The organism is Paenibacillus sp. PvP094, assembly GCF_040546835.1.
In the GTDB taxonomy this organism is placed as follows: domain Bacteria; phylum Bacillota; class Bacilli; order Paenibacillales; family Paenibacillaceae; genus Paenibacillus; species Paenibacillus illinoisensis.
The window spans coordinates 5214044-5229481 of the sequence record NZ_JBEPOM010000001.1 but is presented as its reverse complement, the minus strand read 5'-3'; the positions used below and the strand labels follow the sequence as shown (position 1 = coordinate 5229481).

The following is a 15438-nucleotide window of genomic DNA, read 5'->3' as shown; positions in this document are numbered from 1 at the left end:
TATGGGAACTAAATCAACTTACCATGAACGTATAAAGGAAGAAAAAAGGGCGTGCGCGATTGCAGCTGCACAAGAACTGTTTTTTGAAAAAGGGTATGCGCGGACTACTTTAGCTCAGATTGCAAAACTTGCTGGTCTCTCTACAGGTACACTTTTCAATCATTTCCCGACGAAGGAATTGATTTTTGAAACCATCGTCAAGCATTTTTGGGAGCTTGATCCCGAATGGGACTTTCCACCGGAGCTCGGCTCTCCCCTTCAAGGATTAATAAAGTTCGGACGAGACTACGCATGCGTGCTGACTCGTGATGGAATGGCTCCCTTATTCCGGGTCGTCATTGCAGAAGCCAAGCAGTTCCCCGAGCTCAGTCTTTTTCATTATGAACTGGGCGAAGGCGCCGTGCATCAGAAATTGACGCAATATTTAGTAGATGAAGTTCAATTGGGTAATATAAATCTGCCGGATGTGTCAAAAACGGCCAATGAATTTATGAGTCTAATTGCTGGGCAGGTGCTATGGCCCAAAATGTTGCTGCTTGATTTCAGTATTTCACGAGAGCGAGCTTTTCAAATAGCGGATGAGGCTGCTCATACGATAATAAACAAGTATGCCGATTAAAAAGACGAATACGAGAGATCTCCCAATATGAGACTCCCTCGTATTCGTTTATTTACGTTCTTTGGAGAAATGAAGAACCATCAGGGTTTATTGAGTATCACCGTATTTTTAGAGCGACTTTTGCTTCAGAGAACTCACCTCTATCTGTGATGCGGTTCTCCGCACTTTCTGTCATAATCCAACCTTTAGCGAGGTAGCCACTCTATAGAGACTCAATCTACTTAGATATACATCTAATATGTAATCGGACTATGTTCTTCTCCATTCCGGTAATCGGTACAAGTTCTTGTCCTTGGCTTGGGACAAGAACTTGTACCGATAAATTAAAAAAAGCCGCTAAAATAGCGACTTCAATGGGAACATGTTCTTGTCCCTCGACAGCAATGTATTCCTGCAATTGGACACGATCATTCTGTGCTAGGGAAAACTCCTTACCCTCCGAATCCTGAGCTACCACTACTGTATTAACTGGAACAGGTCCGGCATCAATGGGGATTTCAAAATGATTTGAAGCAGGATTTAGAATTCCCCCCATTTCATCATAGGCACTTATAAAGGTAAATGATACAGAGAAACCTGCGCTGACCGATGCGCAGGTTTTTCTAATGGACGGACGGGAGAGGTATACATCAAACACCCTAAATCTTATGCAAAAATCTTAAAATTTTCATGGTCTCTATATTTACGGATGAAATAATTAACCCGTTATCTTAGTCAGGCATACCGGAATCGGATTCTACACTTATAAGGATTCCCCATTGCTCTTTATAACCTGTTTATACCAAGCAAACGAATCCTTGCGATATCTTTGCAGTGTTCCTTGACCGGCATTATCCTGGTCTACGTAAATGAATCCATAACGTTTACCCATTTCGGATGTGGAACAGCTAATGATGTCAATAGGTCCCCAGCTTGTGAAGCCCATCAAATCCACACCATCCGCTACAGCTTCCTTCATTTGCTCAATGTGCCGACGCAAATAGTCAATCCGATAGGTGTCATGAATGGTGCCGTCTTCTTCCAGTGTGTCAGTAGCACCAAGGCCGTTCTCAACGATGAATAAAGGCATCCGGTAACGGTCGTACAAACGGTTAAGCGCAACACGAAGACCGATTGGATCAATTGGCCAACCCCATTCGGTAACTTCCAAGTGAGGGTTTTTCACTTGACTAACCAGCATGCCGGAGTTGCTGTTGTCATTCGGATCATATTTTCCGATATAGGTCATGTAATAGCTGAATGCAATGAAATCGACTGTGTTGTCTTTAATAATCGCATCATCCTCAGGTTCCTTCACCAGTTCAATCCCGTTCTCCTCAAAATATCTATTCATGTAGGATGGGTATTCGCCCCGTGCCTGAACCTCTGGATAGAACAGATTCATCTGATCTTCCTTCAGCGTTTGCAGAACGTCCTCTGGTTTGCTTGATGCAGCGTACGTTTCCAGACGGCAAATCATACAGCCGATTTGGGCATTTGGCATCTTCTCTTTACCGCTTTTTACAGCCAGTGCACTCGCTACAAACTGGTGATGAGTCGCTTGATAGGCAACCTGCTCTTTGCTGCCTTTAATTTTATCCTCAAGGATACCGCCACCCGTGTATAGGCTTGTAAGGATCATGTTCATTTCATTAAACGTAATCCAGTATTTCACTTTGTCTTTATAACGGTCAAACAGTGTGTTGGCGAATTTCAGATATAGGTCAATGAGTCTGCGGTCTTCCCAACCATTGTATTTCTGAGTTAGATGTACAGGCATTTCGTAGTGGGAGATGGTCACGAGCGGTTCGATATTGTGTTTCAAGAGCTCATCCAACACATTGTCATAGAATGCCAGACCCGCTTCATTAGGCACCTCTTCTTCCCCTGTAGGGAAAATGCGTGTCCATGCCATAGAGATCCGTAATACTTTGAAGCCCATCTCAGCGAACAAGGCAATGTCTTCTTTATAACGATGATAGAAATCTACTCCGTTGCGTTTCGGGAAATACACATCTGTGTTTCCTCCCAGGAACTCTTCAAGCTCAACGGAATTGACGTCAAAGGTAAAATCCTTGCCATTACGAAGTTCTTTGGGTACGAATGGAGCCATGTCCGAAGTCGATAGCCCTTTCCCGTCAGCATCAAATGCTCCCTCCAACTGATTGGCTGCTGTAGCGCCTCCCCACAAAAAGTCTGCTGGGAATACTTTTTTAATGTCTTGTTTTGTCATGATGGTTGTGCTCCTTTTATATTGTAGTTTGTGTTTAAAGTTGAAATCATTTCATATGATAAATATGAAAAAACTTTTAGCGAACGGTGAGAAGAAGCAATTCATTCATTGAAATCACCCCCTTCACATGTACTGGCACAACATCCAGATAATCCGGTGTATTCGTTACAATGACGGGTGAAACAAGTTCCAGTCCCGCCGCTTTGATGCTCTCCAGATCGAATTCAACAAGCGGGTCGCCCAAGCGGACTGCTTGTCCTACTTCTACTTTGACATCAAAGAACTTCCCTTTGAGCGAGACCGTATTTAGTCCGACGTGGATGAGTATATCAATCCCATCCGTGGATTGAAGCATAATGGCATGTTTGCTTTTCGCCACCATCGTGACTGTTCCATCAAAAGGTGCGGTCACTTTGCCTTCTGTCGGTCTGATCGCAATCCCTTTACCTGTCAGCTCATCCGCAAATGTTTTGTCTGGAAGTTCTGCAAGTGGAACAAGTTCCCCGGTAAGTGGACTCTGTACTTCACCTTTCTTCTCTTCGATGGTGTGAACCGTAACTGGCAATCCATTTTCCTTCGATACGGTTTCAGGTTTTACTTCCATCGGTAAAGAGTCTGACGCAGGCGATGGCTGTGGTTCCGAATCATCCCATTTCAGCATCAAAGTCAAGATGAACGAAACGATGAAACTCATGGCAACTCCAATTAACGCATACCAGAAGTTGGACATCCCGCCCTTCGGGTCGATGTATAACGGCAGTGACAGTAATCCGGGAACAGCAAAGCCAAAACATTTCAGGCCAACAGCTGTTATAAACCCACCGCCAACGGCACCACCAACGAGTGATGCGTAGAATGGTTTTTTCAACTTTAACGTAACTCCGTACAATGCAGGTTCCGTAATGCCCAGTAAAGCGGAAATGCCACTTGACAATGCAATTGACTTCATGTTCGGGTTTTTCGTTTTGAGAAACACCGCCGTTACCGCGCCAGCCTGACTCATGTTCGTGACAAGGTTGATGGGTAACAAAAGCACGTCATAACCGAGTTTGCTCAAATTTTGCAGTGTTCCCGGGAAAAATGCATAGTGCATTCCTGTCATGACGATTAATGGCATCAAGCCACCAAGGATAATCCCCGTCAAAGGACCGGAATGGGCAAAGAGCCAAGAGGTGCCTATTTCCAAATAATTGCCGATGTATGTGCCTAACGGGCCGATGGCAATCAACAGAACCGGAACCGTAATGACCAGTACAATCATCGATGTAAAAATGACTTTTACCGGGCCTGGGATAATCTTGTCCACCCAGCGATACACGTAGCTAAGCAACCACACACCCAAGATAATCGGAATGACAGACTGCGTGTAATTCACGATCGATACCGGGAGCGAAAGAAAACGAATTGGTTCAAGGTGATTGGCATTGTAAGCATCCAGAATAGTCGGGTACAACAATGTCCCTGCTAATGTCAGAGCAATGTACTCATTCACCTTGAATTTGCGAGCGGACGATACGGCTAACAGGAACGGCAAAAAATAAAAAGCAGCATTGCCGATAGAGGACAAGATCTGATATTCACCACTGGTTTCGTGTAACAGTCCCAAGGACACCAGCAGTGCCAGAATTCCTTTGAGCATACCGGTGCCCACAATAGCCGGCAAAATCGGTGTGAATATGCCCGAGATGGTATCCAAAACGGCGTTGATGCCTCTGGAGCGTGGAGCTTGTTTGTCATGCTCCGTAGAGGTGCCCTGCTTTAGTTGTCCCTCCAATTCCTCATATACCGCCGCGACGCGATTCCCGATAACAACCTGAAATTGATCGTTTTGAAACTGTGCACCAAGGACACCGTCCAGTTTTTTGATCTGCTCCAGTTGAACCTTTTTTCCATCTTTAACGTTGAAGCGGAGCCTAGTGATGCAGTGCCAGGCCTGGATGATGTTTTCTTCTCCTCCTGTTAATTGGATGATCTCCTTGGACAACTCCTTGTGGTTCATGCTGATTCCTCCTCTGTTTTTGGCGAAAAAAAAACCAAATGTCTAACCGATCCGCCGCAAGTGCAGAGTCGGTAACATTTGGTGGTGCCTGATCGAATCAGTAACACTCCATATTCCATTCTTATTCATACGTGATGTGTTAGTCCGCATCGGAATGCGACGTCACTCTCTCGATGTGAATCATTAGATAAACCATCTCATCAGGAGTAATGGTGAACTCATACTGTCGTTCCATAAACTCCTTTATATCTTGCGCACATTGGAAGCTGGAAGGATACCGTTCTGACAACACGTCATACAAAAAATGCTGATCCTTGAACGAAAGTACCTCTCGGTTCATTTGGCGGACGATGAAGTAACGCAAATGGGTGATGAATCTGGAATAGTTCACAGACTCCTTATCCAGAGCATTGCCAAAATGATTGGATATGATCTCTAGGCTTTCGTTGATCATTTTAGTAATTTTTATCGTTTGGTTCATGCTGCCTGAGTCGAGCTGCGAATTCACGAAGTGAAGTGCAATGGAACTTGCTTCACTAGGGGACATCGTTACGTGAAAAGCTTCGTTAATCCGGTCCACGGCTTGTTCGCCCACACGATATTCCACAGGATACAGATGCCGGATGTCCCAGTGAAGTGGATTTTGCACATCCATACCGCTTTTATGGCGTTCAAGTGCAAAATGAATATGATCCGCAAGGGTCAACAGGATTGAACTATTAAGCTTTTTCCCAATCTTCTCCTGACCTATTTCAATAATTTGATCGGTTATATCGATGATCTGCAGAGGAATATCATGAAAAAATTGTTCGATTCGCTGGTATTTATCATTGGCTTCAATTCTGAACATTTTCTGGATCTGGTTCCGATCAAGGTATTGCCCTTTAGCCTTTTTGAAACCAATGCCTGTGCCTATGACAATCACCTCGCAACCTTCGTCGTCTTCGGCAAGGGCGATGTTGTTATTCAGTGACTTTTTGAATTTCATGCTACCTTCACCCCCTATATAACAAAAGCACCACCATATGTCTACAAACACAAGTATACACTCATGTAACCTAGACTGTGGTGGTGCCTGATCGAATCAGTGACACTCCTTATTTAGCTTTATTTTATATCAACAATGTAATCGGTGTCAATTACAATATAAGGATATGTAATTATTAGGATGATGGGGGCAAAGGCTAATAGTCTGATGGATCAGCTGCTTTGTTTGTTGTATGAGCTATCGTTTCCCGTTATTTTAATAACCTGCTATACATCCTTCTTACGACGCATAAAGGTAAGTCTATATTAACATACAGAATCCGACTTTATAGAGGGGTTTCGTTAACCTTCTAACAAATTACTTCTGACCTTACTCCTCACTATCTTTCTGTTCAATTACAATTTGCCAGCCATTTGCTTTACCTGATAAATATCCTTGCTCATAGAAATCTATTCCTTCAGAAGTGATGCTTACCGCAACCATTTCAGGTTTTTTTTCAACGGGTTGTGCGATTATATATCCTTTATCCAATAGATAAGATATTGCTCTATGCTTCTCTATATGTTCTGTTTGATAGAATCTATCTCTTTCCACTAGCACAGCAGAATTTTTAGTAAACCAAGCTGTATATAATTCTTCTGTTATGTCATACCTTTCCTGTATCCTTTCCTTAATTTGGATCTCTCGTTTATTAAACATACACACAACCTCCATATAATGAGATCAGGGAGCCTTTAATTAGGCTCCCTGGAGAGCGGTGAATCGTACCCAATTGTTATTGAGCTAACTTTTCCCGCTAGTTTTGATCATTGCTCTTTGAAGCTATTCCAGTTTAAATACGATTTTTGTTCCCGTCTCCTTGTCACTGAATGGCTTAATATATTCTATGAACGTTAATTCAAGTCCTGAAGTTTTATCGGGTAGTGGCGGAGATATTACATAATTAGTTGAAGCATGACCTGCGTGGCTACCACCATGAATCATGCGGCAATCATATTGTTCTCCAATTTGCAATTCAAAATGGCTACGAGACTTAGAGATAGAGGATACCTCTGACATATTCACATCCCAATCGATACTAAAAGTCACTACACTTGCGTTACTGTACTGCCTGATTGAATTTATAGTATAGAAAGAGCTTCCTTTTTCGACTGACTTTAGAACAGGTATATGTTTTCTAAAATCTGACGGTTCGATTATTGGCTTATAATACTCTTCACTTCTAAAAGTTCCAAAAACAGCTTTCAGAAAGTCCTCATAAAGTTCAAAAGTTTCAGCCCATACAGAGATATATTCAAATGGCGGGAAACCAGGATTGTTGTTTGAAAGCTGCTTTCGAAGTTTCAACATCTCACAAATTTGCTCGTCAATTTTAGAAATCCGTTCGTCATAATGCTCCGTTGGTCGTTCAAAAGGCATTCGTTTCAAACTTTGTTCTCCCCTTTACCTTGCTTTGTTATCGACTTCTCCCAGAGGTTATTCTCCAACTTCACTAAACTATCCTGCCCGTTAGCTTAATGTATTGAAGGGCAAGATGACGATTAGATATACGCCTAATCGGTAATCGGACTATATTCTTGTCCATTCCGGCAATCGGTACAAGTTCTTGTCCCTCGACACAAACATAATCATTTGGCACATAATTCACGCTTATCATTTTGTCATTTTAAAACCTGAATGTGGTATTCCATGAACAATTAGATTATCATGCACGATAGTTGAACAAAAGTAGCCGATATGGATCAGCTGCTTTCTTGTTATTATTGAGCTATCGTTTCCCGTTAGTTTAATGAATGGTCTATGTAGTCAAAATAATTATTGAGGTCAATGCCTAGATCTTTAAGGTGAAATAAATGGTCACTACCCACGAAATTTATGCCCAACTCTCTATGATGGGGCTATACGTCCAACCTTCTCCCACTCGCAAGCAAGCGCATAAACCTGCACGCCGTATTGACGGTTGATTTCCCTTTCCATTGCATCCAGTTTGTCCTTGGATCGCGCTGCCAGAATCGCATGACAGGCTTGTGCCGCCAGTTCTTTGGCATACGCTTTCCCGATTCCAAATGAAACTACGGTGACTACAGCCAGCTTGTTTCTATATGCATACTTATTCAAAATACTAAGCCTCCTAATGATAACACTGAACTGATGTAAATTATCTTAATCGTACTATCGGTAGAAGTGGTTAGCCACAGCATAGTTATACTATTAACGGGAGAAACCGCATCGTTTCTCGTTATGGTTCACTTTTGTAGCAACGAAACCATAACAAAGATTATAATGATCGTATACGAAGTGGTTTGAGTCCATTTGGTTAATTACGAACGTATCTTTCATATTAGTAATTAGAGGTGAAATGCTTGAAAACAAATCGTTTCTCATCCGCATTGGGTGAGTTCATAAAATCGCGCAGAGAACGCCTGCAGCCTTCAGAGGCAGGGATCCAACCGCTGCCCGGACGAAGACGCACTCCGGGACTTCGAAGAGAAGAAGTCTCTTATCTTGCTAATATAAGCGTGACTTACTATGCCTGGCTGGAGCAAGGCAAGGAGGTTAATCCTTCGCCGGAGGTGCTGCTAAGTATCAGCAAAGCGCTTCAGCTTGACGAAGACGAGCAGAAGCATCTATTCGATCTGGCCAATGTAGATGTGGCGAGCGTCGTCACAGTGCCAAATAACGGTGGGCCGGATACGGGGATTCTACAGAAAATCGTAAATCAACTGCATTATCCTTCTTTAATCACAGACGAAGGTACGGATGTTATCGCCTGGAATCGGGCGGCTGAACTGATCGTAGCCGATTTCGGCAGCCTGCCGGACAACGAACGGAATATGATGGAAATCATGTTTTTAAAGCCTGATTACCGCAACAGACTGATGAATTGGGAAAGCGCTGCCCGTTACTCTGTAGCCCTTCTGCGGGCAGGCTTCGATCTTTACAAGAACAACCCGTTATATATGGAACGGTTTGAACGCTTGAGACGGGAAAGCGTGGAGTTCGTACACTTCTGGGAGCTATATGAAATCAAACAAAAACGCGTAGCCACCGCTTTATATCATATTCCTGACGCACAGGAGATGGAGTTCGAGCTCCATTCCGCGGCTGTAATTGATAATGACCCGGGACTGCACTGGTGTTTCTTTGTTCCGGTGCCCGGTTCAGGCACGGAGGAGAGATTATTGCGTTTACTTGAGCAGGACAGGCAGCTACCGTAGACTGTTAATCCTGATAATAGAATAGACGTGCTGTGGCTAGCACCCTCCAGTTGTTTGTATGATTCAGTGGAAGACAACGATTGGAGGGTATTTAGCATGCAAACATGGTTCATTACAGGAGCGTCAGGAGGCTTGGCTTCAAGTATAACTCGCAGGTTGCTGGTTAGAGGGGACCGTGTAGCCGCAACGGTACGCAAGCCGGGGGTGCTGAATGATCTGCAGGCACAGTATGGCTCACAACTTTGGCAGGCTAATTTAGATTTGACAAACTCTCAGCAAATTGCTGAAGTGGTGGAACGTGCATTTTTAGAACTAGGCACGATCGATGTGTTTGTCAATAATGCAGCCTATGGCTTGTATGGCGCAGTGGAAGAAGCAAGCGACAGGCAAATTGAGGATCAGTTTATGACCAATGTGCTTGGCTCCCTACGTGCAGCTCGTGCAGTCCTGCCCTTTTTCCGTAAGCAGGGCGGCGGTCACATGGTACAGATTTCGAGTATGGCGGGTCATTATTCTATTCCGGGTATGGGACTGTACTGCTCTTCGAAATGGGCGGTCGAAGGAGCCTTCGAAGCGCTAGCTAAGGAAGTGGCTCCGTTCAATATTAAGACCACTATGGTGGAGCCCGGCGGAATCCGAACGAATTTCCTTACAAGTAACGCCGTATTCGGAGAGCGGATGGACGAATACCTGGATACGGAAGCGGGACAATTCGTTAGTTTGATGAAGGGAGAACTGCCTGGTATAGATATGAGCATGTTCAATCAAATGGTTGTCGGCGATCCGGATAAAATGGCACAGCAGATTATCCGTCGTGTCGACCAGGGAGAAGGTCCGTTACGTATGGCGTTGGGCAGTGACGCCTATGAGCAAATCCGTGCAGCTCTGCTGGACAGACTGGCCGCTCTGGAAGCACAGAAAGTGCTGGCTTACTCCACTGATTCAGGTGATGTGGTAAAACAACTTTAAAAGATACCAAAGAATTCGACATCTACGGCAACTGATATGTTCCTCTGAAGTAGCCGGGTTTATTTAGTAATCCTGTCTACTTAAAGGGGAACGTATTTAAAACTTGCCCTTATTTATGATATGGTTCACCGTAACCTTTTCACTAAACTGATAGGTTACAGTGTTCAGCAACATTCTCTATAATCTCAGTATTCTGGTAAGCAAGAGAAGCCTCATTCTCTAAAGTGTCATTGTCATTTCACACTATTTTATTTACATAGCTATAATTCTCATGATCTGTGCGAATCCTTGTATCTATTCCTTTTTGCGCACCGTATTTGACTCTTCCCGATTCTATTAACTATGCACTTGTCCTTTCCCACCTAAGTTCCTAAACGCTTGGATTACATCTGCTCTCCATTTACTCATTTCATTCACTCCAATCGAGAATAAAATTTATTTTATATGTTCGTTAATATAACATTTAAAATCTTTAATCACTTAAAATTTCAAATTCTATTAAAATAATGAGTGATTATACCTGCTTGATGTAAATAAAAATTACATAAATTTCATTGCTTTCACTTAGATCTCTATTATAATGTTAATAAATCTATCAAATTAGGAGAGGGAGTGTAAACAGTATGATTAGCAACAATAAACTACGAATGATTTGCGGAGCATTTACAGGGATACTCCTTCTTTTACAGCTGCCAACATCAGGATATGCAGCAACCGCCGCGAGCACCAGTACAGAGCTAAATGAATTTGTTTCAGCTAAGTGGGCACCGAGCGACTTCCTCACGTCCTCTAACGGAAAAAGCGCAGTACAAGCAAATGAACTCGTACAATTGTTAAACGAAGCAGCAGATGCGGCGGGTTATGATCAAGACATCATAAATAAATTAGGCTCCACCGAAATCAAACGAGAGAATGCAGCCATTTTACTAGACCAAATTATAGATGTACCTTTTTCGGAAGATATCTCTTTTCTTGATGTGAAAGACAGCACCTACCAACCCTCCATTGAAGTCATTGCAACATCAGGAATTATGAAAGGAATATCCTCGAGCAGATATGGCTTCGGCCAAACGCTCACATACTCTGAAGCGGCTATCGTTGCCTATCGACTCTATCAATATTTACAGCCGTTTAGTCCAATAGAGGCTTCAATCACCTCAATCCAGGACGCGCTTAAGTCTGGTAGATTGAACTCAGAAGAGCTTGTAGAGCTTTATTTGGACAGAATTGGGAAATACGACGACAATGGTCCGAAGCTTAATTCGATTATCACAATTAATGAGGATGCCATCGAGCTTGCAAGAAAGCTTGACGAAGAACGAAAGAAACAAGGAGCGCGCGGACCACTACACGGTATCCCCGTCATCCTGAAGGACAACTTCGATACAATGGATATGCCAACAACCGGTGGCTCTCTGGCACTGAAGGACAGCATTCCATCCGATGACGCTTACCAAGTGAAAAAACTAAAAGAAGCTGGCGCGATTATTTTGGCTAAGGCTAATTTGCATGAATTTGCTTTTGGCTATACGACGTCCAGCTCGCTTGGCGGACAAACGCTTAACCCTTACAATCTGGAAAGAGTACCGGGTGGCTCCAGCGGCGGGACAGGTGCTGCCATTGCTGCTAACTTCGCAACTGTAGGGATGGGGAGCGACACTGGCGGTTCGATCCGAGTGCCTTCCTCATTCAACAGCCTGGTCGGCATTCGCCCTACCATTGGACTATCAAGCAGGGACGGCATTATGCCGCTTGCTCTAACTCAAGATACTGGTGGCCCAATTGCTAGAACCGTAGCAGACGCAGTTGCAGTTCTTGATGCTACCGTTGGTTACGATCGAAACGACGAAACTACCGCAAGCGGTATCGGCCATTTTCCCGACTCCTATTCAGATTATTTGGATGTGGACGGCCTGCATGGAGCAAGGATTGGCATCGTAAGGGAAGTATTCGGTACCGATCAAGAAATTAATGCCGTAATGGACAATGCGATTGACGAATTGAAGCAAAGCGGGGCGACACTAATTGATAACGTTGCTATTCCAAACTTTGAAGAAATAAACAACTTCGAAAGCTTAAGCAACTGGGAATTCAAGTTCCAGTTCAACGATTACCTGGAGACACTTGGAGCCAACCGCCCTTATGATACTTTATCAGATATTATCTCAACGGGCATGTTCGATACATCCATCGCTAAGCAACTCAAAGACCGCAATGCTAAGGAAACCATGGATGACGAAGCATACAAAGACATCATCCTGTTCCGTACAAAGCTGGCTCAACAGGCCGTTCTGAAAATGATGGCTGACTACGATCTCGATGCGCTTATTTTCCCAACCTCGGCTGAACAAATCGTTGAGATTGGCGGAAACCAGACGATCGGCAATGGATTTAAGCTCAGTTCTTTCACCGGCTATCCTACCGTAACGGTTCCGGCAGGTTTCACGAGCGACAATATGCCGGTCGGCATGGACTTCTTCGGACGTCCATTCAGCGAGCCAACTTTGATTAAGCTTGCTTATTCCTACGAGCAAAACACACACCATCGTCAGGCTCCCAAGCTTACGCCATAACTAACCACCACTAACGACAAACAGCTCTGTTATGATGATATTAATTGTAAATGAGCTGATCTCATAGCTTTTCCCTACTTATGATACGGCTCACCTCGCGTGACCTTAAACTAACCTGCCCGTTAGTTAAACAAAAGCAGCTGATCATGTTGATCCGCTGCTTTCTTAGTTGTATTAAGCTAACGTTTCCCGTTAGCTTAATGGACCTTCTTCGATTTACCACAGTATGTGATACGATTTAGTTTAAGGGGACTGTCGGCATTAATGCATAAAGGACCCGTAGAATCCTACAATGTTTGAGGTATTGAAAGATGAATATACTCAATGCAATTTGCTGTTCAAATAACTTGCCGTAAAGGTAACAAATTCGGAAAAATCATCAACAAAATTTATAGCTTCATAATTCATTCCGGATTGTTCCATGGCTAGTTTTTGGATAGGCGTCGGCGATGTATAAGGGAATAGTCCAATCACATAATTGGATTGCAACTGAATGAATTTATCGATGGTTTTGACGTCCCATGCAGGAAAAATGATTTTAATGACGTTGTTTACCTCAATCATAGTGATAAGATATTGCTTTTTGAAATCTACAAGTCTGTCGAGAGAAACATTTCTCTCAATCATGGTAAAAAGCATAGAAACAAGCTTTAAAAACCGTGGATGCCGATACAAAACTTCTGCCCACTGGCGTGAAAAATTTGAAATATCATGAGTCATATCAGAGTCAAAAGTATGTCTGATGTCACGCATCCAATCCTTAATCTCATCCAGCGCTACCAGAAGATATATCTCTTCTTTGGAAGAGATATATTTATATAAATTCCCACGTGTAAAGGTCGTTTCATTAGCAATTTTAGCTAGGTCAATTTTATGAAATTCCTCTGTATCAAAAAGCTTGATCGCCGCACTTTTTATCTGTTCTATCCTGATCTTTCGCTGTTCATCATTTCTTACCCGGTTAAATTCCATCACTTAGAGCCTCCTTCGAAAAAAATTATAGCATATAAACCTTGCGCATCCCTATTTAGCAATTTATAATAACTGGTAAGTAACGTGACGTCACGTTACTTACCAGTTATTATCGTCTACATTCGGTTTATCGATTACCAATAATCCAGGAGGCGAGTGCGATGAATAGGAATGAGCAAAAGGTCGTTTTGGTCACAGGAGCATCGGCAGGAATAGGTAAAGCCACAGTAGAGTTACTATTACAAGAAGGGTTTATAGTGTATGGAGCCGCCCGACGAATAGAGCAAATGAAGGACATTGAATCCAAAGGCGCGCGGATTATAGCAATGGATGTAACCGATGAAACCTCCATGAGTAATGGTGTATATCGTATCATTCGGGAGCAGGGAAGAATTGACGTTTTATTCAATAATGCGGGATACGGCGCCTATGGCGCAGTTGAGGATGTACCACTGGAGGAAGCAAGACGACAATTTGAAGTGAATCTTTTTGGATTAAGCCGTCTGACACAATTGGTTCTTCCTTATATGAGAAGACAAAAATCAGGGAAGATTATCAACACTTCGTCTGCAGGCGGCAAAGTTTATACGCTACTTGGTGCCTGGTATCATGCTGCAAAACATGCTCTGGAAGGATTCTCTGATTGCCTGCGCGTGGAAGTTAAGCCATTTGGAATTGATGTCATTATCATTGAGCCGGGGGCTACTGATAGTGAATGGGCAGAGGTTGTATTTGAACATGTGCAGACAACATCAGGGAGTACGGCATACAGTATCATGGCCGATGCTTTTATAAAAGCTTTAAAAAAACCCGGTGCTGTTTATCCTCCTACTCGGATTGCACACTTGGTTTCAAAGGCGATCCGATCCAAAAAACCGAAAACAAGATACGTAGCGGGCAACGCCAGACCGGTTATACTCGTAAGAAGAATCTTGTCGGATAGAATGTTTGATCGTATTCTTTACCGAGCGTTTAACATATGATCGCTTGACGCTAATCATCACGCTCTTTATTAAGTGACTTTTATAAACTGACCTACACATTATTATCTATTCTCATGTACCTTCTCGCATTTCCTTAGCACGCAAAAAATTAGGTGTAGTATGGAGCGAGACCAATCACTCTTCTCGATGTAAATACAGGCTTTTCTAAAAACTTGCTTCCAACCGGTAAACTGCTCCTTGCTATTGAATTAACGTTTCCCGTTAGCTTAATCAGGACCACCCTTTGGACGGGTGGTCTCTGATTTTATAATGCTATCGTTTCCCGTTAGTTTAAAGGTTGATCCATTAATTAAGTTATTCACCTAAAAACTCTCTTTCGGCTTTTCCCCAATTAAGCCCAACAAAAACATTTGAGAAAAAGCGAACCCTTTATACGTTTTCGATAGACATGAAGGAATTGTCAGATCAAGGTCCATGTAGGTGGTTAGTATCCGCTGTGTGAATTCTTTCTGATTGGTTAAGGAATATTCCTGCAATTGTTTTGCAAACTCATTGCTTACGTTTCCTCTCCCGCCAAGCGCTTCTTGTAATTGGTACCCTGCCATATATAGCTCAGCTGCTATTTCTTCATCAACTCGCTGATGTTCAGATATATACGTCGAAATCCAATCACGCACTAGTGACGAGGTATCTTTATTATTATCCTTAGCAACCTGCTGGAAACTTTCTTTCATGTCTTTTGATATTCGTATTTGTAAATTCGTATCCATTTAATTCATTCCCCCTTAGCCTGAATATGCTTATTGTAATCCAGTCGTAATTACAATGTCAATACATTGTAATTACAAAAATCAAAGCACTATTACCCTGCTTCATATGGTTCGTTATTGCCCGTTAGTTTAATGAATTGAAGGGCAAGATGACGATTAGATGTACATCTAATT

The 15438-nt window shown here is 42.9% G+C and carries 14 protein-coding genes; 5 read left to right on the top strand and 9 right to left on the bottom strand.

The genetic code is table 11. The features are described 5' to 3' along the window. Position 1 precedes the first annotated feature (1 nt). Positions 2–619: a TetR/AcrR family transcriptional regulator gene (locus tag ABIC22_RS23810; protein ID WP_127541241.1), complete on the top strand. Its 618-nt coding sequence runs from the start codon at positions 2–4 to the stop codon at positions 617–619. 217 nt (positions 620–836) lie between these two features. Here ABIC22_RS23810 and ABIC22_RS23805 read toward each other — a convergent pair whose 3' ends face one another. The 7 genes from ABIC22_RS23805 to ABIC22_RS23775 all read right to left on the bottom strand — a co-directional run bounded on the left by ABIC22_RS23805 (position 837) and on the right by ABIC22_RS23775 (position 7936). Then, positions 837–1256 (bottom strand): hypothetical protein, encoded by a 420-nt coding sequence (locus ABIC22_RS23805; protein ID WP_354484291.1) that lies wholly within the window; start codon positions 1254–1256, stop codon positions 837–839. Positions 1257–1361: 105 nt separating this feature from the next. Continuing rightward, positions 1362–2831 (bottom strand): glycoside hydrolase family 1 protein, encoded by a 1470-nt coding sequence (locus ABIC22_RS23800; protein WP_127541239.1) that lies wholly within the window; start codon positions 2829–2831, stop codon positions 1362–1364. A gap of 76 nt (positions 2832–2907) precedes the next feature. Further along, positions 2908–4830 carry a beta-glucoside-specific PTS transporter subunit IIABC gene (locus ABIC22_RS23795; RefSeq protein ID WP_354484289.1) on the bottom strand — a complete coding sequence of 641 codons (1923 nt, stop codon included), beginning with the start codon at positions 4828–4830 and terminating at the stop codon, positions 2908–2910. 139 nt (positions 4831–4969) lie between these two features. Beyond that, the gene (gene licT / locus ABIC22_RS23790) at positions 4970–5818 is read right to left on the bottom strand and encodes a BglG family transcription antiterminator LicT (RefSeq protein WP_127541235.1); all 849 of its coding nucleotides are present in this window, start codon (positions 5816–5818) and stop codon (positions 4970–4972) included. A gap of 369 nt (positions 5819–6187) precedes the next feature. Next, positions 6188–6517 (bottom strand): hypothetical protein, encoded by a 330-nt coding sequence (locus ABIC22_RS23785; RefSeq protein ID WP_154894240.1) that lies wholly within the window; start codon positions 6515–6517, stop codon positions 6188–6190. 123 nt (positions 6518–6640) lie between these two features. After that, entirely contained in the window at positions 6641–7237 is a 597-nt protein-coding gene (locus ABIC22_RS23780; protein ID WP_354486077.1) for a hypothetical protein, read from the bottom strand. Positions 7238–7705: 468 nt separating this feature from the next. Further along, complete coding sequence (locus tag ABIC22_RS23775; protein ID WP_154894239.1) at positions 7706–7936, bottom strand: SDR family NAD(P)-dependent oxidoreductase; 231 nt, start codon at positions 7934–7936, stop codon at positions 7706–7708. Between the two features lie 245 nt (positions 7937–8181). Here ABIC22_RS23775 and ABIC22_RS23770 point away from each other — a divergent pair, with 245 nt between their 5' ends. From ABIC22_RS23770 to ABIC22_RS23760, 3 genes are all read left to right on the top strand, one after another. Further along, on the top strand, positions 8182–9036 hold the full coding sequence (locus tag ABIC22_RS23770; protein ID WP_354484286.1) for a helix-turn-helix transcriptional regulator: 855 nt from the start codon (positions 8182–8184) through the stop codon (positions 9034–9036). Positions 9037–9132: 96 nt separating this feature from the next. After that, positions 9133–10005: an SDR family oxidoreductase gene (locus ABIC22_RS23765; protein ID WP_354484284.1), complete on the top strand. Its 873-nt coding sequence runs from the start codon at positions 9133–9135 to the stop codon at positions 10003–10005. 623 nt (positions 10006–10628) lie between these two features. Further along, positions 10629–12578 (top strand): amidase family protein, encoded by a 1950-nt coding sequence (locus ABIC22_RS23760; protein ID WP_354484282.1) that lies wholly within the window; start codon positions 10629–10631, stop codon positions 12576–12578. Between the two features lie 321 nt (positions 12579–12899). Here ABIC22_RS23760 and ABIC22_RS23755 read toward each other — a convergent pair whose 3' ends face one another. Beyond that, the gene (locus ABIC22_RS23755; RefSeq protein WP_127537185.1) at positions 12900–13550 is read right to left on the bottom strand and encodes a TetR/AcrR family transcriptional regulator; all 651 of its coding nucleotides are present in this window, start codon (positions 13548–13550) and stop codon (positions 12900–12902) included. Positions 13551–13711: 161 nt separating this feature from the next. Here ABIC22_RS23755 and ABIC22_RS23750 point away from each other — a divergent pair, with 161 nt between their 5' ends. Continuing rightward, positions 13712–14533: an oxidoreductase gene (locus tag ABIC22_RS23750; protein ID WP_127537184.1), complete on the top strand. Its 822-nt coding sequence runs from the start codon at positions 13712–13714 to the stop codon at positions 14531–14533. A gap of 323 nt (positions 14534–14856) precedes the next feature. Here the strand turns inward: ABIC22_RS23750 and ABIC22_RS23745 are convergent, their stop codons facing one another. After that, a complete protein-coding gene (locus ABIC22_RS23745; protein WP_127537183.1) occupies positions 14857–15264 on the bottom strand; it encodes a hypothetical protein in 408 nt (135 codons plus the stop codon). Positions 15265–15438 lie beyond the last annotated feature (174 nt).